This window comes from Candidatus Hydrogenedentota bacterium, from assembly GCA_013359265.1.
Taxonomy (GTDB): Bacteria; Hydrogenedentota; Hydrogenedentia; order Hydrogenedentales; family SLHB01; genus JABWCD01.
In genome coordinates this window covers 17,300-41,098 of the sequence record JABWCD010000024.1, presented here as the reverse complement: position 1 = coordinate 41,098, position 23,799 = coordinate 17,300, and the positions used below count along the sequence as shown (strand labels likewise).

Annotated in this window: 17 protein-coding genes and 1 tRNA gene; 12 read left to right on the top strand and 6 right to left on the bottom strand. The window is 60.5% G+C overall.

Annotation, left to right across the window (positions count from 1 at the left end):
- Positions 1-69: 69 nt before the first annotated feature.
- From HUU46_19445 to HUU46_19425, 5 genes are all read left to right on the top strand, one after another.
- Positions 70-1,116: a ThuA domain-containing protein gene (locus tag HUU46_19445; GenBank protein ID NUM55821.1), complete on the top strand. Its 1,047-nt coding sequence runs from the start codon at positions 70-72 to the stop codon at positions 1,114-1,116.
- 18 nt (positions 1,117-1,134) lie between these two features.
- Positions 1,135-1,725 carry a ComF family protein gene (locus HUU46_19440; GenBank protein ID NUM55820.1) on the top strand — a complete coding sequence of 197 codons (591 nt, stop codon included), beginning with the start codon at positions 1,135-1,137 and terminating at the stop codon, positions 1,723-1,725.
- 74 nt (positions 1,726-1,799) lie between these two features.
- Positions 1,800-2,276, top strand: coding sequence for a hypothetical protein (locus HUU46_19435; protein NUM55819.1), 477 nt, complete (start codon positions 1,800-1,802; stop codon positions 2,274-2,276).
- A gap of 44 nt (positions 2,277-2,320) precedes the next feature.
- Positions 2,321-4,159, top strand: a complete 1,839-nt coding sequence (locus HUU46_19430) for a DUF2961 domain-containing protein (protein NUM55818.1) — start codon at positions 2,321-2,323, stop codon at positions 4,157-4,159.
- A 43-nt stretch (positions 4,160-4,202) separates the two neighbouring features.
- Entirely contained in the window at positions 4,203-5,831 is a 1,629-nt protein-coding gene (locus tag HUU46_19425) for an FAD-dependent oxidoreductase (GenBank protein NUM55817.1), read from the top strand.
- A 70-nt stretch (positions 5,832-5,901) separates the two neighbouring features.
- Here HUU46_19425 and HUU46_19420 read toward each other — a convergent pair whose 3' ends face one another.
- The gene (locus HUU46_19420; protein NUM55816.1) at positions 5,902-7,143 is read right to left on the bottom strand and encodes a PQQ-binding-like beta-propeller repeat protein; all 1,242 of its coding nucleotides are present in this window, start codon (positions 7,141-7,143) and stop codon (positions 5,902-5,904) included.
- 251 nt (positions 7,144-7,394) lie between these two features.
- Between HUU46_19420 and HUU46_19415 the strand changes: the two genes are divergently transcribed.
- Complete coding sequence (locus tag HUU46_19415) at positions 7,395-7,778, top strand: hypothetical protein (GenBank protein NUM55815.1); 384 nt, start codon at positions 7,395-7,397, stop codon at positions 7,776-7,778.
- Positions 7,779-8,183: 405 nt separating this feature from the next.
- Here HUU46_19415 and HUU46_19410 read toward each other — a convergent pair whose 3' ends face one another.
- The 4 genes from HUU46_19410 to HUU46_19395 form a co-directional block, all read right to left on the bottom strand.
- The gene (locus HUU46_19410; GenBank protein NUM55814.1) at positions 8,184-10,445 is read right to left on the bottom strand and encodes a hypothetical protein; all 2,262 of its coding nucleotides are present in this window, start codon (positions 10,443-10,445) and stop codon (positions 8,184-8,186) included.
- A gap of 241 nt (positions 10,446-10,686) precedes the next feature.
- On the bottom strand, positions 10,687-11,043 hold the full coding sequence (locus HUU46_19405; GenBank protein ID NUM55813.1) for a hypothetical protein: 357 nt from the start codon (positions 11,041-11,043) through the stop codon (positions 10,687-10,689).
- A gap of 59 nt (positions 11,044-11,102) precedes the next feature.
- Complete coding sequence (locus HUU46_19400) at positions 11,103-12,467, bottom strand: glycoside hydrolase family 88 protein (GenBank protein ID NUM55812.1); 1,365 nt, start codon at positions 12,465-12,467, stop codon at positions 11,103-11,105.
- A 43-nt stretch (positions 12,468-12,510) separates the two neighbouring features.
- A complete protein-coding gene (locus tag HUU46_19395; GenBank protein NUM55811.1) occupies positions 12,511-13,218 on the bottom strand; it encodes a sulfite exporter TauE/SafE family protein in 708 nt (235 codons plus the stop codon).
- 104 nt (positions 13,219-13,322) lie between these two features.
- Here HUU46_19395 and HUU46_19390 point away from each other — a divergent pair.
- The 6 genes from HUU46_19390 to HUU46_19365 all read left to right on the top strand — a co-directional run bounded on the left by HUU46_19390 (position 13,323) and on the right by HUU46_19365 (position 19,565).
- Positions 13,323-13,406: transfer RNA gene (locus HUU46_19390), tRNA-Ser, on the top strand.
- A gap of 114 nt (positions 13,407-13,520) precedes the next feature.
- The gene (locus tag HUU46_19385) at positions 13,521-14,525 is read left to right on the top strand and encodes an alcohol dehydrogenase catalytic domain-containing protein (protein ID NUM55810.1); all 1,005 of its coding nucleotides are present in this window, start codon (positions 13,521-13,523) and stop codon (positions 14,523-14,525) included.
- A 52-nt stretch (positions 14,526-14,577) separates the two neighbouring features.
- Positions 14,578-15,738 (top strand): exo-alpha-sialidase, encoded by a 1,161-nt coding sequence (locus HUU46_19380; protein NUM55809.1) that lies wholly within the window; start codon positions 14,578-14,580, stop codon positions 15,736-15,738.
- A 21-nt stretch (positions 15,739-15,759) separates the two neighbouring features.
- Complete coding sequence (locus HUU46_19375) at positions 15,760-17,349, top strand: ADP-ribosylglycohydrolase family protein (protein NUM55808.1); 1,590 nt, start codon at positions 15,760-15,762, stop codon at positions 17,347-17,349.
- A 96-nt stretch (positions 17,350-17,445) separates the two neighbouring features.
- On the top strand, positions 17,446-18,690 hold the full coding sequence (locus tag HUU46_19370; GenBank protein NUM55807.1) for a hypothetical protein: 1,245 nt from the start codon (positions 17,446-17,448) through the stop codon (positions 18,688-18,690).
- A 68-nt stretch (positions 18,691-18,758) separates the two neighbouring features.
- Entirely contained in the window at positions 18,759-19,565 is an 807-nt protein-coding gene (locus HUU46_19365; GenBank protein ID NUM55806.1) for an SDR family NAD(P)-dependent oxidoreductase, read from the top strand.
- Positions 19,566-19,688: 123 nt separating this feature from the next.
- Here HUU46_19365 and HUU46_19360 read toward each other — a convergent pair whose 3' ends face one another.
- On the bottom strand, positions 19,689-23,798 hold the full coding sequence (locus HUU46_19360; protein ID NUM55805.1) for an amino acid adenylation domain-containing protein: 4,110 nt from the start codon (positions 23,796-23,798) through the stop codon (positions 19,689-19,691).
- Position 23,799: the final 1 nt, after the last annotated feature.

Sequence of the window (23,799 nt, the reverse complement as noted above, 5' to 3'; positions counted from 1 at the left end):
GAACTATAGGGTCGAGCGCGGCAACGCAGACGAGATAAACGGCCAAGGGCCAGATGCTGGAGGTAAGCCATGGTTAGAGCACCCTTGACTGCAATTCCAATCATCATGATGGTAATGTCGGCGGCCGTATTCGCCGCAGAACCCACCCACGTCGTCTACGAAGGCTCCGGAGGCATCGGCGCGGGCAAACACATCGTGTTCATCGCGTCCGACCACGAATACCGCGGCGAAGAATCGTTGCCCGCGCTGGCGCGCATTCTTGCGAAGCACTACGGCTTCAAATGCACGGTCATCTTCGGCACCGATCCGAAGACCGGTTTCCTCCTTCCCGGAAGCAGCGATCTGCACGGCCTAAGCGTCCTGAAAGAAGCCGATCTCATGGTCATTTTCATGCGCTTCATCAACATGCCCGACGACGAGATGCAGCACTTCGTCGACTACGTCGATCGCGGCGGCCCGATCATCGGTCTGCGCACGTCGACGCACGCGTTCCAAATCCCGAAGGAGCGCAAGTTTCACTCCTATGACTGGCAATACGCGGGCAAAGAATTTGAGAAAGGCTTCGGCCGTCAGGTGCTCGGCGAAACGTGGGTAAGCCACTACGGGGACAATCACAAGCAGAGTTCGCGCCTTGAGATCGTCCCGGAACAGAAGGAACATCCCATTCTGCGGGGCGTGAGCGACATGCACGTGCAGGCCGGCTGCTACACCGCCGACCCAATCGAAGGCAGCGTTGTCCTGGCGAAAGGAATCGTGCTTAACGGCATGACGAAAGACTCGCCAGTAGACCCGGAGAAGGGCGCAAACCCGCAGCCCGTCGTGTGGGTGCGCAACTACAAAAGCAAATCGGGCAAAGAGGCGCGCGTCTTCGCGACGACGCAGGGCGCGTCTGAAGACATCTTGAACGACGGCTTCCGCCGCCTGCTCGTCAACGCTCACCTCTGGTGCCTCGGCATGGAAGACCAGATCAAACCAAGCAACAACATCGAATTCGTCGGGCCCTACCACCCGACAACGTTCAGTTTCACCGAGTTTCGCCGCGGCATTATGCCGGCCGACGTCGCCGGCTGGGACACGCCGATCCTCAATCCAAACGCGCCACTCGTCGATAGATGATCCTCCCGTGCGCTTGACATGAAAGTGAATCCAATTAAGCTTGACGGTGATTGGAAAGCGGGTTTCGCGCTTGATGTACAAACGTTAAGTAGCGTGTATATCGGAGACGACGAGTACGGGCATCCACAATTCGAAACAAGGCGCAGCGAGGTTGGCGAATTGGTTTACCGGTTGAAGTATGCGCGGGACGAGTCAGTAGTGCGGCCACTCGCGGACACGGCGGCGGCCTTCGTCAAATTCCGGCGTTGGCCGATAGACGTCATTGTGCCTGTCCCACCATCCCGAAAGTCTCGGGAGTATCAACCTCTGCTGCTATTAGCCGATGCCGTCGGCCAAGCATTGTCGCTGCCTGTGCTCCGGAATTGTATCGCCAAGGTTAAGGCAACCCCCGAACTGAAGTCGATATCGGACTACGCGGAAAGGCTGGAACTCCTTGTGGACGCCTACCGTGTGTCGGCCGAACGGATCGAGAACCGGACGATACTATTGCTGGACGACCTATACCGATCCGGTGCTACACTGAAAGCTGCCGCCGGCGCACTTTCGGCGTCTGGCGGCGCGCAAAGTATCTACGTGCTGACGTTTACCAAGACGCGGGTAAAGCGATGACGACAATTTTCATAGGTGGTTCGAGGAAGGTTGCGCGCCTCGATCCTCGGGTCTTGAGCCGTATCAGGAATATCATGGACCGGTCCCTGTCCATTATTTTGGGGGATGCAAACGGTGTCGACAAAGCCGTACAGCGAATTCTGGCGGACGAGAATTATCGCAACGTGCGCATATACCACTCCGGAAGCGTGTGTAGAAATAATCTCGGAAATTGGTGCACGCGGCAAATCGAAACCGATTGCGCCACCGGCAATTTCTGGTTCTATGCCGCGAAGGATATTGCAATGAGCGATGACGCGGACTATGGGCTCATGGTCTGGGACGGCGAGAGTGCCGGGACCGTTCACAACATTCTCAATCTTGTAGACAAGGGAAAACCCGTCGTCGTGTACTTCGCGCCGGAAAGCCGGTTCGCGAACTTGAGGAACCCGGCCGATCTGGAATCGCTACTGGAACGTTGTCCGGGAGATGCTTTGCGGGATTTCGATCGTAAGCTTGACCTTGCCGCGCGGCTGCACGCTCGGCGCGGTAAGATCGGATTGGCCCAATAAGGGGCGCCTCACATTCTGGGCTGAAAAAAAAGGGGGACTATTCCATGAAGTGTTACGTCATCCACTTAGCCGTCGTCGTGGCGTTCTCTATTTCCTGCGCCACCGCTACGTCGCAGGAGATAGGCATGGACAAACTATACGAACTCAAGGACGCGAAGACCCGCTCGATCAGCCCGGAGAATTTTACGGGAGAGAAGGGCAAGGGCGGCATGGCCACGCTCGAGGAAGGTAACGCCAAGCGCGCGGCCCGTGAACTTGGGCAGGGGTGGAAGGTCAACCCGTACATCTACATCGAGCCGGGCCAGACATTCACCCTCGCGGAGATGAAAGGCCCCGGCGTCATCAACCACATGTGGATGACGCCCGTCGGCGATTACCGGCTGATGATCTTCCGGTTCTATTGGGACGACGAAAAGGAGCCGTCGGTTGAAGTGCCCGTCGGCGATTTCTTCGCGGCGGGCTGGGGCCTCGGCAACGAGCCGCGCATCACCTCGCTGGCGGTGTGCGTGAACCCGCGCAGCGGTTTCAATTCGTACTGGCAGATGCCGTTCCGCAAGAAGTGCCGTATCACGATGGAAAATCTCGGCGACAAGCGCGCAAGCCTCTATTACCAAATCGACTACTCGCTTGAACCCGTGGCAAAGAACACGCCGTACTTCCACGCGCAGTTCCGCCGCGTGAACCCGCTTCCATACAAAGACGTTTACACGATCGTCGACGGAATCAAGGGCCGCGGGCACTACGTCGGCACCTACCTCGCTCACGGCGCGAACAGCCCGGGCTGGTGGGGCGAAGGCGAGATCAAGTTCTACATGGACGGCGACACGGATTTCCCGACCATCTGCGGCACCGGCGAAGAAGACTACTTCTGCGGCTCATACGGCTACAACGAACGCATGGAAAACGGCCGCGACGCATACGAAAGCTTTACCAGCCCGTACACGGGCTTTTATCACGTGAAATACGAAGGTTCGCAACGCCGCTTCGGCCAATACCGCTGGCACATCACCGATCCCATTCGCTTCGAAAGCGATCTCCGCGTGACCATCCAGAGCCTTGGCTGGCAGAGCGAAGGCCGATACCTTCCGCTGCAGGACGACCAGGCATCTGTCGCGTACTGGTATCAGCTCGAACCGCACAATCCCTTCCCGCCGCTGCCTGCAAAGGAAAAGCTCGTCATCGCAAACGAGATACCGCTGGAAGGATTTCTGAAGAGCAACGTCTTCATCGACAAGACGAGCGTGGAAATTAAGGGCCGCGCCGGCGTCGCGGAAATCCGCTACACACGTGACGGCTCCGAACCCACAACGAGTTCCACACTCTACAACGGCCCCTTCGACGTGACTACTTCGTGCGTGGTGAAAGCGCGTGGCTTCGCCAACGGCAAAAGCGTTACGCCGATTCTCGAAGGCTCTTTCGTGCAAAAATCCGCGCGCGGCGCCGCGAAAATCGGCAAGACCAAACCCGGACTCGCGCTCGAATTCTTCTCGCTCGAAGATACCCTCGAATCGACCCAGGGCCTGGCCGGGCGTAAACCGGCCGAGAAGAGTGTCGCCAGCACAATCGCCCTTCCCGCAAGGGACTTGCCGGATCGCTTCGGAATGATCTTCACCGGTTACGTCACCGTCGCCGCGCGCGGCATCTATACGTTCTCGACGCTATCGAACGACGGCAGCCGCCTCTACATCGGCGACGAACTGGTCGTTGACAACGACGGTCCGCACGGCGACCGCGAAGTCTCCGGCCAGATCGCACTCGAACCCGGCGCGCACCCGATCCGCGTCGAATACTTCCAAGCGGGCAACATGAGTGTACTCGAGGCATCAATTGAAGGCGGCGGAATGGCGAAGCAGGCAATCCCAGCGCAAATGTTGTCTCACTGAGGTTCTCGACATTCAATCCAAAATCCAAAATCTAAAATCCAAAATGCAGCGGCAGTCTTCTGTGTTGCTGATTGCGCTGGCGCTGACGGGCAGCGCGTCAGCGGCCGAATATGACGCGGATGTCGCCATCTACGGCGGCACCTCGTCCGCCATTGCCGCCGCGGTACAGGTCGCGCGGATGGGCCATTCCGTTGTTGTCGTTTCGCCGGACAAACACCTCGGCGGATTGAGCAGCGGCGGTCTCGGCTGGACCGACACCGGCAAGAAGGAAACGATTGGCGGCATTGCGCGCGAGTTCTATCATCGCGTGTGGAAGCATTACGACAGTGCCGAGGCGTGGCGTTGGCAAACGCGCGAGGAGTACGGCAACAAGGGCCAGGGCACGCCCGCGATCGACGGCGACAACCGCACGATGTGGATATTCGAGCCGCACGTCGCGGAGGCGGTCTTCGAGGAGTTCGTCAAAGAGCATTCGATTCCCGTCCACCGCGATGCGTGGCTCGACCGCGAACATGGCGTAACCAAGGAGGACGGCCACATTGTCGCGATACGCACGCTCGCGGGCGATGCGTATCGCGCGAAGGTGTTCATCGACGCGACGTACGAAGGCGATCTCATGGCCGCGGCGGGTGTGTCGTACCACGTGGGCCGCGAATCGACCGCGGCGTACGGCGAGAAATGGAACGGCGTGCAGACCGGCGTGCTGCACCATCGCCACTACTTCATGGCGGAAATCAGCCCATACAAGGTCCCCGGCGATCCCGCGAGCGGGTTGCTGCCGCGTGTCTCTGCCGATCCGCCGGGCGAATTCGGCGCGGCGGACAAGCGCGTGCAGGCGTACTGCTACCGCATGTGCCTCACCGATCACCCGGAGAACCGCGTGCCGTTCGAGAAACCGGAAGGCTATGACGCCGCGCAATACGAACTGCTGTTGCGTGTGTTCGAGTCCGGCTGGCGCGAACACTTCCAAAAATTCGACCCCATTCCGAACCGCAAGACCGACACCAACAATCACGGCCCCTTCAGCACGGACAATATCGGCGCGAATTACGACTATCCCGAAGCGTCGTACGAACGCAGGCGCAAGATTCTCGACGAGCATACGCGGTATCAGAAGGGATTAATGTACTTCATGGCCAACGATCCGCGCGTGCCGCAGGACGTGCGCGAGGCAATGGGCAAGTGGGGCCTCGCGAAAGACGAGTTCACGGACAACGGCAACTGGCCGCACCAGATTTACGTGCGCGAAGCGAGGCGCATGATCGGCGCGTTCGTCATGACCGAACATGAGGTGCTCGGCAAACGCGACGTGGCGATGTCCGTGGGAATGGGTTCCTATGCGATGGACAGCCACAACGTGCAACGCTATATAAAACCTGACGGATTCGTGCAGAACGAGGGCGATATCGGCGTCAAGCCCGACAAACCTTATGCTATCGACTACCGGGCGCTCACGCCGAAACAAGACGAATGCGAGAACCTGCTCGTCCCAATTTGCCTGTCCAGCTCGCACATCGCCTTCGGCTCCATCCGCATGGAGCCCGTCTTCATGATCCTCGGCCAGAGCGCCGCCACCGCCGCCGTCATGGCTATCGACACGGGAATTGCCGTGCAGGCCGTGCCCTATGACAAACTGCGCGAACGCCTCCTCGCTGATGATCAGCGGCTGTAATTATCGCTCAGCCGCTCCGCTTCCGCACGAAATAGCGCTCGTCTTCGCCCGCGCAACCTTCTGAAGCGCCTCACCCCTTCAACTCATACGCAATCACCGCGTCGCCGTGGCGGATGTAGAGGACGCCATTGGCGACAGTGGGATGCGCCCAATGCTTGTCGTCGCCGCCGTCGGTGATCTCGAAGGAGCCGGTGCGCTCGAAGCCGGAGGGCTGCGCTTTGACGAGGCTGACGAGGCCCTTTTTCGGGCCTTCGTACACGTACAGCATGCCGTCCGCGTAGACGACGATGCCTTCCTGAATCTCGGGCGCGCTCCACTTCACCGCGCCGGTGTCGAACTCCAGGCACTCGAGCGCGGCGTCCGCGCGGTAGCCCGTGCCGTAGAGGTGTCCGTCAACCAACACGACACCGCTATGCACGCAATCGAGCGACTTGTTTTCCCACGTGGGCGTCACGCTTGCGCCATCTTCCGATAATCTCAGCATACCGCCGCCGAAACCGTCGCCCGCGACGTAATAGAGTCCGCCGTCCTTGTAAATAGGCGTGACGGCATGGATGTCGTAGGGCCCTTTGTGCGCGAAGGCCCACAGCAGTTTTCCGGTATCGGGTTCCGCGCCGACGATGGTGGCTGCGGTGGCAGTCGTGAGGATGCGCCTGCCGTTATGTGTGAAGATCGCCGGCGAGCAGTACGATGCGGTGTCTTCGAAACCGGTTGTGGTCCAGACGGTGTCACCCGTCATCTTGTTCAGCGCTGCAAGCCGGCCTTCCTTCCCACCGGGGGTACAAATGACGTTGTTGCCGTCGATCAGTACCGACTCGGCGATATGCCACATCGGCAACGCGCCGCCGAAACGTTCGAGGATATTCACGTCCCATATGGCTTTCCCCGCCGTCAGGTCGATGCAGTACAGCACGCCGATTCCGGACAGGAAGTACACGCGTTCCCCGTCGAGCGTGGGGGTCGATCGGGCGCCGGGTGCCTGTTTTTCCATGGTTTCTTTGCCGTACGGGATTGTGCGCTCGAGTTTCCCGCTCAAGTCGAAGATCGACAGCACGCCCGTCTCGTCGTCGCGCATGCCGGTCACATAAATCTTCCCGCCCGCGACGGACACCGACGAATAGCCCCTGCCGATCCCCGCCGCAACCCACAACTTCTTCGGCCCGCCTTCCGGCCACGATTTCAGCAGGCCCGTTTCATCGGCGAATACGCCGTCTCGATTCGGCCCGCGGAACTGCGGCGACTCGCCCGCCACCGCGCACGTCGCGATGACCGCACCGGCGGCAAAAACAAAAGACCTCACAAGCGAATGCATGTCGCAAGTACTCCTCTGGATAACCGCGAATCCGGGGCACGCCTGCAGCGGTACGTACTGCCCGATAACAGGCTCCATCCTACGGTCTCGGGGTCGCGCGCGCAATTCGCCGCCTCGCACAATCCCTACCGCCGGGTCTACAATGATGCGGGGGAGGCGCATCGCGCCGATACATTGGGGAACCCATCTATGTGGCATCGCGGCGCCGTTCGTGTTCGCCTTGTTTTGACAGCCATAACAGCGATCCTCGTTTGCCTGTCAATTGGCTGCGCTTCGCTGCGACCGCAGCCGGCGCCGCATCGATCGGGCTCACCATGTATCCGCCGTACCCCGCCGGGTACTTCAAGAACCCGGCCATGGCGAAACCCTACAGCTATCAAAATGGCGGCGACTGGACCTGGTTCGGCGCGCGCATGATCCGGCAGCTTGTCCGGTATGGGTTCGCCGAAGACGCTTACCGCGAACTAATACCGATGGCGCAGCGCGTTATCGACAACGACGGGTTCCACGAATGGTACGCCCTCGACAACTCGCCCCGCGGTTCGGGCCAGTATCGCGGCGCGGCCGGCGTCCTCTACACCGCCATCCGCGATCTCCGCGCGTGGGCCGAACAACAAATCGATTCAAGAGGCTAATGGTTCCCGTCAATCGATTCTGTTGATGTTTATAGCGCCCGGTCTCCGTGCCGGGCGGTGCGGTATTTGTCTGCGTGTCGGCGCCCTGTTTCTTGAGGCGCACCGAACTTTAAGAGGCACGAACCACTAGTGGTTCCCGTCAATCGATTTGGTTGATGTTTGTAGCGCCCGGTCTCCGTGCCGGGCGGTATTTGTCTGCGCGTCGGCGCCCTGTTTCTTGAGGCACACCGAACTTTAAGAGGCACGAACCACTAGTGGTTCCCGTCAATCGATTCTGTTGATGTTTGTAGCGCCCGGTCTCCGTGCCGGGCGGTATTCCACGTGACTGGGACCGCCAAATTCAAATGACGCAGACCACGAGCGCTTCGCGCTCACACGAAACCCGGACACCTTCCGGCCGGCCTGTCATCCCGCTATATACCCGTGCACGACGCCGAGGTAGTACGCGAGAAGATACGAGACGCCCTCGCGCAGCCGAGTGCCATCGGCCTTGTGCGTGAGCGCCCAGGGATCGTCGCCCCAGTAGATGGAATGGTTCTCGTCAATGCGGTAGACGTATCCATCGTTGCGATGACCCGCACCGAGGTGACCGCCCCCGGGGTCCCGCGTATGGTCGCCCAAAGGCGCCATGTCGATGCGATGCGCGTTCGACACCGGCCAATCCACGAGGTCCAGTGGATACCGCTTCAGCGTGTCGATGCTGTCTTCAAGCCACGGCCCATACGGCGACAAGTCCGTCTCGCCCCACTGATCGATCCGCGATTTCCCGAAGTTGCACGCCGCATAGACGAAATTGAAGAACGGGTTCCGCTCATACTTCTCGACGCGCCAGTGATAGTACATTGCGTTCTGAAACATGTTCAGCAGTTTCGGATCGGATTCGTACCGGACCAGGTGGTAATAGTTCATAAACGCCATGTTGTCGTCTGCCTGCCCGAACGCGCCCGGCGCCAGCACGACTTTTGGCTGCGTCATCAGGTTCATGGCATAGCCCTCGTCGGTCGCAAGGGTCATGAAAATGTCCCGATATTTCTGATCGCCGGTGATATGGTGCGCGACCGTCAAATACGTGAGGATGCTGGACGAATTGAGTCCGCGTTCGACCCACCAGTGTGAATTCCGGTTCAGATCGTCCGGCGAAAAATGCGCCCATCGCGTCGGCTTCCCGTCGTGATCGACCAGGCTGTAATCGTGCTCGATGATGTGGTCCGTTATGCGCCGCACCACTTCGCGCACCGCGTCTTTCTCGCCCTCCGTTTTACACACACGGTCGTAATAGATTCCGAATCCGAAGTAGTAGCCGTCCAACTCGTCCGAACTCGAATCGCACTTCCAATACCATTCGCCCGTCTCGTCGATCGGCCAGCGCGGCTCGATCAATTTCCACAGCGCATCGTTCTTCTGGCGGCGCTGGTTGTATTCCGCGTCCTCCAATTCGTTCGGGTTCGGTTCGCCGGTTGGCGCGACAGCCCGGGCGATGAACCCTTTCGGCGCGGGGTGTGTGCCACCTTCGGTCACCTTACTCAGAAATGCCAGCGCCTCAAATGCGCGCACTGCGTCTTCGCGTAGTTTCTCGCGCTTCGTCGCGGCGTACCCCAAACTCGCCGCACCAAGATACAACCCGCCGAAGTGCCCGTCGTTGTCCGTCGCTTCGGGGACTGACGTACTCTTATCGCCCGGTGTGGACAGCGTGGCGGGGTTCACATACCCAAGCCGCGTGCGGCGATGGTACTTGTCAATCTGCTCGGCGAAGTATGTTGCCTTGTCCGCTAAGGTTGTCGGTCGAAATTCAATTCGAGACACGCCGGCGGACGTCGCGAACCACGCGCCGCCGTCCGCATCGACCACGACGCCGCGCACATAGTTGTCGAGCAACCATCGCCGGCCCTGCCGGAACTCGAAATCGCCGTCAACGTACCGTATTGCGCCGTTCGTCGTGCCGAACCACACGCCCTTTGGCCCCGTCGCCATACACGTGAAGTCGTTAAACGGCAGCCCATCCGCACCCGTGAACAGCCGCCACGCGTTCGCGCTCTCCCGGAATCCCACGCCCTGCGGACACGCAAACCAAAGTCTGCCTTGTCCGTCGTATCCGGCCGCGCGCACGTCCGTCGGCGCCCATCGAATCGCGCCCTGATGCGGCAGCGCCATGGTCCAGTGTTCGCCGTCGCCTATAAAAAGCCCGTTCTCCGCGGCGACGGCGTATTCGCCTTCGTGTTGCGCGGCTTCGCGGATCGCGGACTCGTTGCCCACAAACTGTGCAAGGCCCGGAAACCAGTTGGCCGTTTGCCAGTCTGTATTCGAGAACGCCGACGAGTCCTCTTCCTTCGTCCAGCCTCCATCGGCAAACTTCGCCAGACCGCTTGCAGTTCGCACGACGATCGCGCCATCACCGTCTTGAGCGATCGCGTGCACGTCGTTCGATGGAAGCCCGTCCGCTTCCGTATACGCCGTGTGCACCTGCTGTTCGAATTCTCCGACCTTCACCGGAAGCGGTGAATGCGAATCGTCCGCACCGGCGCGGGCCGAAAGGCAAAATGCGGCTAAGGCGAAAAAAAGCAGTTCCCACGCTGCGTAGTTCTGTTTCAATAGGACTCGTGTTATCGGCATGGCGGCGCGCCGCCGCTCGCGCCCGATAATCGAATAATGGTTGATGTACGTATTCACAGTCCGTTCCGAGAATAGAACTTTACCCGTTACGACGCTTTCCACTTCGTGACGCGCCCTTGAAAAGCCCCGCTTCGCTCTTTCATGGTTTCCGCGCACCCGGATGCGGGTGTGACAACTATTCCAGTGCCACTCGACTTTCTTTGTTTGGTTGCGCAGAAACGCGCAAATGCGCGGCGCATCCGCACTCGAACCAAGAAGAAGCAGTTCAAGAGCGCGCGCTAACGTATCGCGAAATGGACTAACTCGGCTTCGACCCGAGAATGAGAAACGCCCAGCACCCCAGCGCCAGACCCAGCGCGCCCGCGCGTACGATCGAAAGAGTTATCTCGCGGCCCGTGTCAAAGTCGTCACGCTTGCGTTCGCCGACCAGCATGCCGGTCACGCCGATCCAAAACGCCGTCGCCATGAACGCCAGCCACAGCGCGCCGCGCTCCGGAATGATCACCCACAACACGATCGGAAGAAATACCAGCGACATCCACCGCCATGAAAGCGGCGGGGCCGGTTTGCGCTCTACAATGTCCAACTTGATCTCCCGCTTGCGAATGTCTTCGCGCGTGACTCGTTTCCGTGGCGTTGACTGCGATTGGGCCATGAAGTTTCTCCCCCGCCGCGCGCGATGAACGTAACACGCACCGCACACCATTCGCACCGTCACCCGCGATCGTAGAACGCAAGGTACGGCCCACCATGAATTGTTCGCATAAGATACACCGCAAGCTCCATCGCATGGAAGTCCCCCCACATCGATGATTCCCCTTGCGGCACGCGCTTGCCCTTCGGAACGTAGTCCCAACCGTTCGGACGATGGTAGACAGAGTGCAGGAGTATCCCTTCATGTTGATAACTTGTGGATAAGTACGGCGGCGCGAACAGCGACCGCGCAACCGTGAGGCCCGCTTGCGTGAACCGTTTCCCTTTCGCGCCGAGCGCGCGGCCAAGACGCAGCAACCCTTGCGCGGTGATAACCGCGGCCGAACTGTCCACGGGCTCGTATGGATTGTCGATTTGCGCAGGCCGGTCAATATATCCGGGCATATTCGCAAGTCCGGGTGCGCCCGTGTCCCAATACGGAATACCATCGGCCGGCGTGCGCTCGATATAGAATTCCGCCGCGGAAATCGCGGCTTTCTGGAAAATCGCGGTAAGTTTCTTTTTTCCACCGAATGACTTGAACGCCGACTCCGGAAACGCGCCTAGCGCTTCAAGGAATTCCGCGTACCCGAGCACGACCCACGCAAGCCCGCGCGTCCACGTCGTGAACGGTGAATAACCCTGCTGCGTGCTCGGGCAACGGTACCGGCCATCCTTCGTGTTGAAAATGCTCTCGTGCGCCACGCGCCCGCGAACGTCGTACGCGTCCCGGCCCTCGCCGTAGTAGACATTGTATCGTGCCGTGGCGATCGCGTGTTCGATTGCGCGGTCGAGCAACGATATCTTTCTATCGTTCTCGGCCATCAAACAATGTCCAAGTTGGTGTCCGAGCACCAGCACGCGGCACGAGCGAATCGTATCGCTGAATAGCGAGTGCGGCCCGTTGAACGAATGTATGAACCCTCCGCCATCGTGCGTCGCGGTCCAGCGCGCCGCCTGCACCGCGCCCGACGCTTTAAGGGCCATCTCGTAAAAATGGACCGCGTCCGCGCCCTCTTTTGTGCGGCCTTCTCGCGCCAGCCGGCGCAGGTTGCCGTACGTGGACACATTGTTAAATCCGTGATCGTGGACCCCGACGTGGCTGACGTGCGGCGCCATATACCGCAGCGTGTTCTCGCGGCCCATCTTCAGGAACGCGGCCTCGTTTGTGGCATCAAACTGCAGAATCTGACAACCGAATTGAAACCCCTGCGTCCACTCCGTCCACCCGCGCGACGTGTATTTTCCTGCGCGCGTGAACACCGGGGAACCCTTTGCCGGGTCCCACGCCCTGTTCAGACGCCGGATTTTTCGCCCCGCAACGCCAAAGAATTCGTGCAGGGCCGATTGCAGATCGGAAGGTCGGATTCGCATGTCGACAATCATGACGGCACCCCAAAGATCGTTGCGTGCGGAGTCGAACGAGTGGTCACAGTCCGAGAAAGCGCATCGACAGGCCCGCGGCGCAAAGCGTCGCGCCAGCGAGCGCATGCGTGTAACGCTCGAGCGCGCCGAGCCGTACGAGACTCGCTCCGCGCAAAGCAACCAACACAGCGGCCGTCATCGCCGCGAGCGTCACGAGACCGAAGACTGCTGTCACGCATGCGACACCCCACACGCTGTGCTGCGCCGCGGGATACATGAGCAGCGGAATCAACGGTTCGCAAGGCCCGAGAATGAACACGGTAAACAGCACCCACGGCGTAACGCGGGACACGTTGCCGTGGACGTGCGCGTGGGCCGGATCGTGGACATGTTCGTGCGTATGGACCGCGCCGGCCTCGTGCGCATGCCAATGCGTGTGCGGCCGATTGCGATACGCCGCGCGTATGCCCCAAAGCATATACGCGAACCCAAACCCCGCCAGCACCCACGCGGCAAGGCCGCCGCGGATGGTTTCAATGGCTTCGAGCCGGGTTATGGCGAGACCGGCCGCGGCCCCCACGCACCCGAGCAGCACGGAACTGGCTACATGCCCTGCGCCGCAGAGCAACGTGACGCGCACGGTCTTGGCCAAAGACCACCCCTGCGCCCGGCTCAACATGATGAACGGCAGGTAGTGGTCTGGACCGAGCAACGTGTGGACCAGTCCAATCGCAGCGGCGCTCAGGCAGAGTACTTCAATTTCGTGAACCATCCGGAATTAGCGTCTCCAATTCAGACGAGTATACCAGTTTTGAAAAGACCGTCGACGGTGCGCGTACGGTGCGCGATGCGGTAAACTACCATCGATCCGCCCGCGGAGGGTTAGGATAACTGGCAATCCACCGGTCTTGAAAACCGGCGCCTTCGGGCTTGTGGGTTCGAGTCCCACACCCTCCGCCATTTTTTCACCAGATTCGTTGAAGACCTTTGCGCGCCAAGGTGCGGCTGCGGGCAATGTGCCCACGTTTTGCGCGGACATTTGTATTCCTTCGGTATGGCGAAATTCGGGGGCGTATGAAATCAGTCTATTTTTCCGGACCGCGCCGCCCGTTTGAGGTTCGCGACGAGGATATGCCGGAACCGGGCCCTTGCGAGGTGCGAATCTCCACCCGCGCGAGTGGGGTGTGCGGGACCGACATCCATTATTGGACCGGAATATTACCGCTGGCGAGTCCGTGGGTGCTTGGACACGAGCCAGTCGGCGTTGTGGACGCATTGGGGCCGGGCGTGACGAGTCTGCGTATTGGCGACCGGGTCGGCGTGTCGTGGGTTCAGGAAGGGTGCGGTCGGTGCCGCTGGTGCCAGATCCGCAAGCCGGATTATTGCGCCGATCAGTATTCGTGGATGACATTGGGTGGCGGGCACCGCGAGTTCATGATCGCGCGCGCCGCGGGGTGTACGTTGCTGCCGGAGGCCCTTGACTGGCGCATAGCCGCGCCACTGTTTTGCGCGGGGTATACCGTGATGAGCGGATACCGCAACGCGAGCCCGAAGCCGGGGGACCGCATCGGCGTCATCGGCATCGGCGGGCTGGGGCATCTCGCGATCCAGATTGCGAAAGCGTATGGACACGAGGTGATCGGGATTACCTCGCAGGAGGTAAAGCGCAAAGAGATATTGCAGATCGGCGCGGATGAGGCGTTGGTCGTTCGCAATCATGTCGGCAAGGAATTGGCGGACGCGGGTGGCGTCGATGTGTTGTTGTCAACGTCGAATTTGATGCGGTACAACAGCGAAGCGATTGCGGGGATTCGGCGCGAGGGCAAGTTGATTTCGATGGCAATTGGGAAAGACGCGATTGCGATTGACCCGCTGCATTTGCTCGATCACCAGATATCGATCGTCGGGTCGCAACAGTGCGGCCGCAACGATTTGGTGGAAGTCTTAGAACTTGCCGCACGGGGCAAGGTGACACCGATGATCGAGGTATATCGCCCAGACGCGATCAACGAAGTGATGGCGCGCCTCGCGGATGGGAAGGTGCGATACCGCGCGGTCTTGGATTTTGGCGGCGCATAAGGATTTGTACGTCGGCAAGCCTGATGTTAAACATGGCAAGGAGACTTTCCGCATGACTACATTGTTTGCTATCGCATTCGTTACGGGGGCGTCAGCCGGGGCGCAATCGGAACTGATCTTCCCGCCGCAGGAGAAACACTGCCACGGAAGCGCCGTCGTCGAATGCAAGAACGGAGACCTCATCGCATGCTGGTTCTACGGGTCCGGCGAACGCAGCGCGAACGATGTGAAAATCCAGGGCGCCCGCCTGAAGAAGGGCGCGAAATCGTGGAGTCCCGTCTTCACCATGGCGGACACGCCGGACCATCCCGACTGCAACCCAACCTTGTTCATCGACTCGAGGGACCGGCTCTGGCTGTTCTGGGTCGTGGTGCAGGCGAACAAGTGGGAGCAATGCCTCTTGAAATACCGGCGCGCCGACGACTACACCGGCAAAGGTGCGCCCAATTGGTCGTGGCAGGACGTAATCCTGTTGCAGCCCGGCGACGAATTCGCGAAAGCCACCGAGGATCGCTTCAAGGAGCTGAACCCCGATGAACCAATGTGGGCGGAGTACGCGCCGCAATACACCAAAATGCTCGTCGACGCATCGAAGGACCGCATCAAGCGCCAGCTCGGCTGGATGACCCGCGCGGTCCCGGTCGCGTTGCCATCGGGCCGTATCCTGGTGCCGCTGTATTCGGATGGCTACAACGCCGGATTGATCGCCATCACCGACGATCTCGGCGAGACGTGGAAACCGAGCTTGCCGATCATCGGGTTCGCGCCGATCCAGCCCACCATCTTCCGCAAAAAGAGCGGGCAACTCGTCGCATTCTGCCGCGATAGTGGCGGCCCGCCAAATCGCGTGCTCTTCGCAACGTCGGGCGACGACGGCGCGACGTGGTCCGCGGCACGCGATACGGAACTGCCAAACCCCGGCGCAAGCGTCGCCGCGTTGAACCTGGCGGACGGCCGCTGGGCGTTCGTGTACAACGACACGGAAAACGGCCGTCACTCGCTGGCCGTCACAATGTCCGATGACGAAGGCGCGACGTGGAAATGGACGCGCCACCTGGATCGCAGCGAACCCCGCAAAGGCAGCTACGCGTATCCCACGGCCATCCAGGGTAAGGACGGCCGCATCCACGTGTCGTATACGCACTCGGACGACGCAGGCAAGTCAATCAAACACGCCGCGTTCACGCCGGAGTGGATCGTGGAAGGCGACTAATCGCCTTCAGGGAGGGCGCACATGTACCGATTTGTCGTGGCCGCGATTTATGCAAGCATATTCATTGCGTCCGCCGATACCGTGACCTTGTCAAAGGAGAAATACCTCGACAAATGCAAGGGCGCATGGGCGGGACAGATGATCGGCGTGTGCTATGGCGCGCCCTACGAATTCCGCTCGAACGCAAAACCGATTACCGATCCGCTTCGAGAGTGGACGTCCGATCGCATCGCTGGCGCCATCGATCAGGACGACTGCTACGTCGAGCTGACGTTTCTGAAGGCCATCGAAGATCATGGCCTCGGCGTAACCTACGAGCAGGCGGGCAAAGCCTTCGCGAACACCGGCTATCCGCTCTGGCACGCAAACCACTACGGCCGCGAGAATTGCCGTCACGGCATCATGCCTCCAATGTCCGGTCATCCCATGTACAACCGCCACGCAGACGACATCGATTTCCAGATCGAAGCAGACCTGTTTGGAATTCTCTGCCCGGGCCTTCCGCGCGAATCGAACCGCCTCTGCGATGTCTTCGGCCGCATCATGAACTACGGCGACGGCCTCTACGGCGGCATGTTCGTCGCCGGCATGTACACAGCGGCCTACTTTGAAGACAACGACGTGCGCAAGGTCGTCGAAGCGGGACTCGCCTGCATTCCGAAAGAGTCGCTATACCACCAGTGCATATCCGATGTGATCGAATGGCACGCGGAATCGCCCGACGACTGGCTCGCGGCATGGAACAAGATCGAGAAAAAGTGGCAAGACGACGTCGACTGCGCGCCCGGCGATCCCTTCAATATCGACGCAAAACTCAACGGCGCCTACATCGTCATGGGCCTGCTCTACGGCAACGGCGATTTCGCCAAGACCGTCGAAATCGCCACGCGTTGCGGACAAGACGCCGACTGCAATCCGTCGAACGCCGCGGGCGTGCTCGGCTGCATGAAGGGGTTCAACGCGATCGAAGAATCGTTCACCGGCGGCATCGCGGCAATCGCCGACAGGAAGTTCTCGCACACCGGCTATTCGTTCAACACGCTCTTACCCGCGTGCCAACGCGTCACCGAAGATATCGTCCGGCGCGCCGGCGGGACCGTGTCCGCGGATGCGTATTCGTTCGCCGCGCAATCGCCGCAGCCCCCAGCCACGCTAGAACAATGGACCGATCAGAAGGAAATGCTCGCCGTACCCGTCGCACAACAGGAATTGAACTGGTGGGACCCCAATTGGACCTTGCTTTCCTGCGGCCGCGACATGCAGCCCGGCGTTCGTGGGAGCGCCCTGGGCCGCGACAACGTACTCGTGCTGCATCCTGTCAGCGAATCGGAGCCCGCGGCAATCGTCGCCTCGTTCCATGTTCCCGCCGGCGGACGCCCGCAGTTGATGATCGATACGGCGTCCGACAGGCGGGGCGACTACCTGTTGAAGGTCTCTATCAACAACGAACCGAAGATCGAAAAAATCGTCGGCACCAAGGGCGAATGGACGACCGTCACGTTCGACCTCATGCCCTATACAAACAAAGACATCGACGTCCGCGTCGAGAACTGCGCCAACGGATGGTCCTACGAGGCGGCGTACTTTGCGGCAATCAAGGTTGCCAACTAGCTGACCCGAGGGCGCGGTGAAACCAACGCTTCATTATCCTTGTCCAATATCTACACTCAGACTAGGGCTGCAATCTGTCCGGCTGTGGAGGAACTCTTGAGCAATCTACCGGCGAATGGCCGCCCCCTCAAGTTCATGTTTGCGCCCATGTCCTACATGCTCTCGCACATCTGCCGGTGTGTCGAGATAGGCAAAGTGTTGCGCGACCGGGGACACCAGGTTGTCTTCGCAGTCGAGGACCCCGAACGGCCCGGCTGGCGCAGCAACGTCGCCGTCAAGAGCGGCTTCCCGTGGGTACACGTCCAGGAACAGGACTACGGGTACATCTTCAATCGCTTGGAGACCAAGGGCTTCCTGTTTGTCGGGCTCGATCTGCTCAACCTCGGCCATTGGACACCGCTGGACAAAATATTCCAGGGCTACATCGACGCAATCGACAAGGAGAAGCCCGACATTATTTGTGGGGACGCCTCGATCGCCGCCAGCAACGCGGCCTACGTGCGCGGCATTCCCGCCGCGGGAATTACGAATTCCTACGCGGGCAAGTTCGTCTCGTGGCCCTCAATTACCTATCCCGCAATTCAGGTGTGGGACAAGCTCTATCTCGAACGCTTTCGCCGTCCCATCTACGCCAAGTACAACAAGAAACCGATCGACTCCGTCCGATTGTTCAAGTCCATCCCCATGATCTCGCCCGACCTCGACGGACTCTACGAGTATCCAAAAGATTGGAACTGGAAGATGGTCGGCCCAATTCTTTCCGAGCCGCCGGTGCCCATGCCGGACTGGTTCGACGAACTGCAGGATGGCCAGACCAACATCTATTTCTCGCTCGGCACAACGGGCATGCTCGATCCGCTTTTGCGCCGCGTGTACGCCGACTTCGCAAAACTGCCGTACCGGTTTGTCGTCACCACCGGCGGCCAGGCCACGCAGGAAACCATCGCCATGGCGCCGCCCAATTTCCGCATCGCCGAATACGCGCCCGGCCGCGCCGTGCTGAAGCACTGCAAAGCGATTATCTTCCACGGCGGCAACAGCACCATGTACCAGGCGCTGGAAGCGGGCGTGCCCATGATTGCGCTGTGGAACCAGCTCGAACAAAAGCTCACCGGGGAAATGCTCCAGCGCCGCGGCATGGGCCTGTGCAGCCAGGCGCGCAAGACGTCGTCCAAATGGTTGGTCGATGCGCTGAACGAAGTCATGTCCAATCCCAAGTACCGCGAGGCGTCCCAACGCTTCTCGTCCACCGTCGCGAGCGCCACGGGTGCAGCGACCGCCGCGCGCATTCTCGAGGAGGTTGCGCGCAGCGGCGAACCGGCCGGTCACACGCTCACATAGCGCGCGCTGCCACGCCCTCCCCGCTTCCTGTACACTCTCGCCATTCCGAAGTTCACTCCAGAAATGCCATGAAAGACCTGAAGCACTACAACGGCTGGGCGCTCGTCACCGGCGCGTCGTCCGGATTGGGACGCGAGTTCGCACGGCAGATCGCCGCGGCGGGCGTGAATTGCGTGCTCGTCGGATTGGGTGAGGAAGCGCTGTCCGCGTTGGCGCATGAACTGTCGGAAAAGCATGCCATCGCATGCCGGCCGCTGGAACTCGACCTCGCGTCAGACCGCGCAGTAGCGCGGCTGGTCGAATTCACATCCGATATTCCCATCGGCATTCTCGTAAACTGCGCCGGCGTGGCGCACGGCGGAAACTTTGAGACCCGCGACCCCGCGAAGCTCGAACTGCTCGTGAAACTAAACTGCCTTGCGCCCGTTCTGCTCACGCGTGCGTATCTCCCACAAATGTTCGAACGCAACGCCGGAGCGGTCATCATCGTGTCCTCGCTGCAAGCGTTTATCTCCTGCCCCTACGAATCCGTGTACTGCGGGTCGAAAGCGTTTCTGCTGCACTTCGGCGAATCGTTGTGGGGCGAACTGCGGAACTCGCCGATCGACTGCTTGACAGTGTGCCCCGCGGGAATGAAGACGGACTTCTTCAGGACCGAAGGGTTCTCGAAGGAGGACTGCGACCGGATTCAGCAGTACTCGTCGACACCGGAGAGTATTGCCGCGCTTGCGCTGAATACCTTGGGTAAACGCGCCATCGCGGCGCCGTTCTTCACGCAGTTCGCCGCGTTCCTCGTGAGGCTTTCGCCCCGTTGGCTCACGCTGCGTCTTGTGCGCCTCATCACGCGCCAGCTCGTCAACCACGCTGGCCTGTAACACGTCGCGCCGGTCGGAAGCGCTCCGCGCACCGGGACCCCCACCGCTTCGATGGCTCTCCCCAATAACAGCCCGTCGACCCGCCTCGCCGCTCGGCCCAGGCGGCATGGAACAATAGCCCGATCAGCGCGCCGCCGTCGAGTCCGCGGTGTCGAGACACTCCGAAAGTATCCTCGCAACGTCCTTCGCATTCGGTTCGGTCAGCATCGTGATGTGGTTTCCGGGGACCGGATGCACCGACACCGGCTGGGTTGTGTAGCGCCGCCAGCCGAGCGACTCGTCGGAAAAGTATTTCCGCAGCGCGCCGGAGCGGAACAGCGTCGTCAACATGTCGCGCAAAATCTGCGGAAGCACGCGCAGCGACACGCGCCAATTCGTGACGAGCGCCTTGATGTATTTCAGTATCGATTCCACCATGATTCCGTCCGGCATCGCGGTGAACAAATCGTTCGTGCGCAGAAACGCGATTTTCCCGTCATACACGTCCGGCCGGTATTGCATGGTCGATTGCAGCGTGCGCTTGAAATTCTCGACCATGCCCCGAATGGCGCCCGTATCCGCCGTCGGCGCCACAAACTTGATGCGCTTCAACGCGTCCAGCACGGTTTCGAGTTGCCGCTCCATCGGCATCCCGCGAAGCTGCTTGTACGTGACGCCCAGGTTGGCTGAGAAGAAATGCTCGACCAGCAGAACGATACTCGCGAGCCAGATCGTGTCGTTCGTCACGTCCACGATGATGCGGTACAAATCTTCCGAACGGCCACCCGGCACGGGGGCCATGCTGTCGAGCATCACGAGCAGGCGGACCTCTTCGCCCTGCGCCCGCAACTGCTGCGCCATCTCGAACGCAATGTTCCCTCCCGACGAATGGCCACCCAACATGTATGGGCCATGTGGCTGCTGCTCGCGAATCGCCGCGATGTACATGCGCGCCGCTTCCGGTATCGACGTGATGACCGTCCCCACGCCGTCCACGGTCGGCGCTTGAATCCCGTAAAACGGCCGGTCTTCGTCCAAATGCGCGACGATCGGCATGTAACAGAACACCGTGCCCGGCGCGGGATGGATGCAGTAAAACGGCGTCTTCGTGCCCGCGCCGTGCAACGGTACGACGATGGGCGCGGGAACGCTCTTGTTGCTGTCGCGAATCAGTCCGGCCTGCGACTCGATCGTCGGCGAGTCGAACAGGGTGGCCGGCGAGAGCCGCACGCCAAAGTGCCGGTGAATCTGGTCCATGAGATGCACTGCCGACAACGAATGGCCGCCAACATCGAAAAAATGGTCTGAAACGCCGATGGGGCTAACCTCGAGCACGCGCTCCCAGATCAGTTTCAACTCGAGTTCGATGGAATCGCGCGGCGAGTCCGCTTCCGTGTGAGCGTGCGCCTGGCGGTCGGGCTTCGGAAGCGCCTGCCGATCGATCTTTCCGTTCGTGTTCAGCGGAAGCGTATCGAGCGTCACGTACGCGGCCGGCAGCATATACTCCGGCAGCAGCATGCGGAGAAACCCCTTGAGTTCGCCGTCGAAGAGCTGTCCAGTGCGCCGAGGCACGACATACGCCACAAGCTTCGTTTCGCCCGAAGCGTCCTCGCGCGCATCCACCACACACTCGCGAACGTCCGGAAACTGAATAAGCACCGATTCGATCTCGCCAAGTTCGACGCGATGCCCGCGGATTTTCACCTGCTGATCGACGCGGCCAAGGAATTCGATGTTTCCATCTTCACGGTACCGCACACGGTCGCCGGACCGGTACAACCGATCGCCGCCGATCCCGTTGAATGGGTTCTTCACAAACCGTTCCGCGGTGAGATCCGGACGGTTCAGGTAACCGCGCCCCACTCCCACGCCGCCGATATACAACTCGCCGGGCACGCCGGGCGGAACCAGTCGCATCTGATCGTCCAACACATACAGACGCGTATTCGGTATTGGCTTTCCGATCGGCGGGTCCTCGCTGGTCCCCGCGTCGCACAACGCCTCGGACACGCACACCGTCGCCTCGGTCGGACCGTACGCGTTGAACAACTTCCGTCCCTTGCCCCAGCGCGTCACCAGCGATGCCGAACACACCTCTCCGCCGGATTCGATCACTTTCAAATCCGGAAGTTCCTCGTTGGGGAGCGACCGAAGCAATGACGGCGTCATCAGCGCCGCGTTGATCCGTTCGTGCTTTAGAATGCGCGCAATCTCGTCCGGCGCCCTTACCTTCTCCTGCGGCACCAAATACAGCGTTCCGCCACTGCACAAGGTCATGAATATTTCGCATACCGACGGGTCGAAGTTCAGCGAGCAGAACTGGAGCACGCGGCTGCCCGGGCCAACTTGCAGCACCCGCGCCTTGTGCGAAATCAGATTGCACACGCCGCGGTGTTCGAGCATGCTCCCCTTAGGCTTGCCCGTCGATCCGGACGTATAGATCACATACGCAAGGTTGCCCGCCTCGACGCCGTTGACGAGGTTCTCCGAACCGCGCCCGGCGATCGTCTCCGAATCGCTGTCCAGACATACGACCTTCGCGCCGTTCGTCGGCAGCGTCGCGCGTAACCGCTCATTCGTGACGAGGAAGTGCACGCCCGAATCCTCGAGCATGAACGCGATCCGGTCCGATGGATACGCGGGATCGAGCGGCACGTACGCGCCGCCAGCTTTCAAAATGCCGAGCAGACCGATCACCATTTCCGGCGACCGTTCGACACACAGGCCCACCAGGACCTCTTTCTCGACCCCGAGTTCCTTCAGATGGCGGGCAAGTTGATTTGCGCGCGCATTCAGCTCGCGATACGAAAGCGTGCGCCCCTCGAAGGCCACGGCGGCCGCATCCGGTGTGCGCTCCACCTGCGCCTCGAACAGTTGATGGATCGTTTGCTTCTCGGGGAACGGCGCATCCGATCCGCTCCACTCGACCAGCAATCGCCGTTTGTCGGCATCCGACAGCAAATCGATGTCGCGAATCGCCGTGTTCGGATTGTCCAGCAACGCATGCGCCACCCGGTCGTAATCGTGGATAAGTAGCTGGCGCATCTCCGCGTTAAAAATCGCCGAATTGAAGATGAACACGTTCCCGAAATTGCCGGTGGCCGGGTTCTCGTAGAAATTCAGCACGATCGGATCGAGCACGTTGCGGAACAGCGGCCAATGCATGTCGCACGTGACGCCTGCAAACTCCGGAAATGGAGCGAACAATCCGTTCACCAACACGTCGTGCGCCTGCGTGTGCATCAAGTTGTGGATGAAATACGGGCTGTTGCGAAGGTTGGACGCCGCCTCGGCGCCAATCTTGTCGAGCAGCGACATCAGGGTATCGCCATCATCGATGTCAACGCTCAGCGGCAATACGCTCATGAACACGCCGACGGTCTGCTTGCGGACGTCGTCGCGCCGGTTGTGGAACGGCATCCCCAGTGACGGGCGGTTCACCGAGCAAATTCGATTGAGGTACGCGAACAAAATCGCCGCAAAAATATTGAACTGCGCGGCGTGGCCCGATTTCGTCGTCGCCGTTAGCTCGCAAGCCAACTCGCGTATCTGCCGCGACAGTTTCTCGCCAAGATCCACGTTCTCGCGATAGTTCGCGCCCACCAGCCGCGGCACCGGCTTGCCGTAGAACGAGATCGGATCGGGCTCGCGCGCTAGCCGCGCTTCCCAGTACGCGCGCTGTTGCGCATCGCCCAGCGCGCCGCGGTTCGCAAGTTCCTCCTCGATGTACGCGGCGAACGCCGGAAACGGCTCGACCTCGTCCAGCGTCCCTTCGAGCGCCTTCTCGTAGAGCGCCGACATGTACTGAATCGCAATGAGAAACGAGAACATGTCGCAGATAATGTGGTGCTGGCAGGTGTACCACACGTACTGGTCGTCGGCGAGCTTTGCCAGCGCGCAGTCGAACAGACGCGTCTGAAAGTCGAACGGGCGGTGGCAGCGCTCGTCTGACCACGCGCAATACGCCGCGTGCGGATCCGCCTCGGACGAGAAATCGACATAGTCGACATCGAACGCGATCGCTTCAAGCGCGTGCTGCTGCGGCACGCCATGTTCGAGCGTGACGACGGTCCGCAAGGCGTCGCTGCATTCCACGAGCTTCTTGAACGCCGCGGTAAACGCGGCCGGGTCAATCCGCTTGGGGATAATAAGCCCCATCGAGGAATGGTATAACGGTGTGTCGGGGTGCAGCTTCTGCCCAAGCCAAAGCGCGAGTTGCGTCCGCGTCAGGTTAGATTGGTCGAATGCGTCCAAC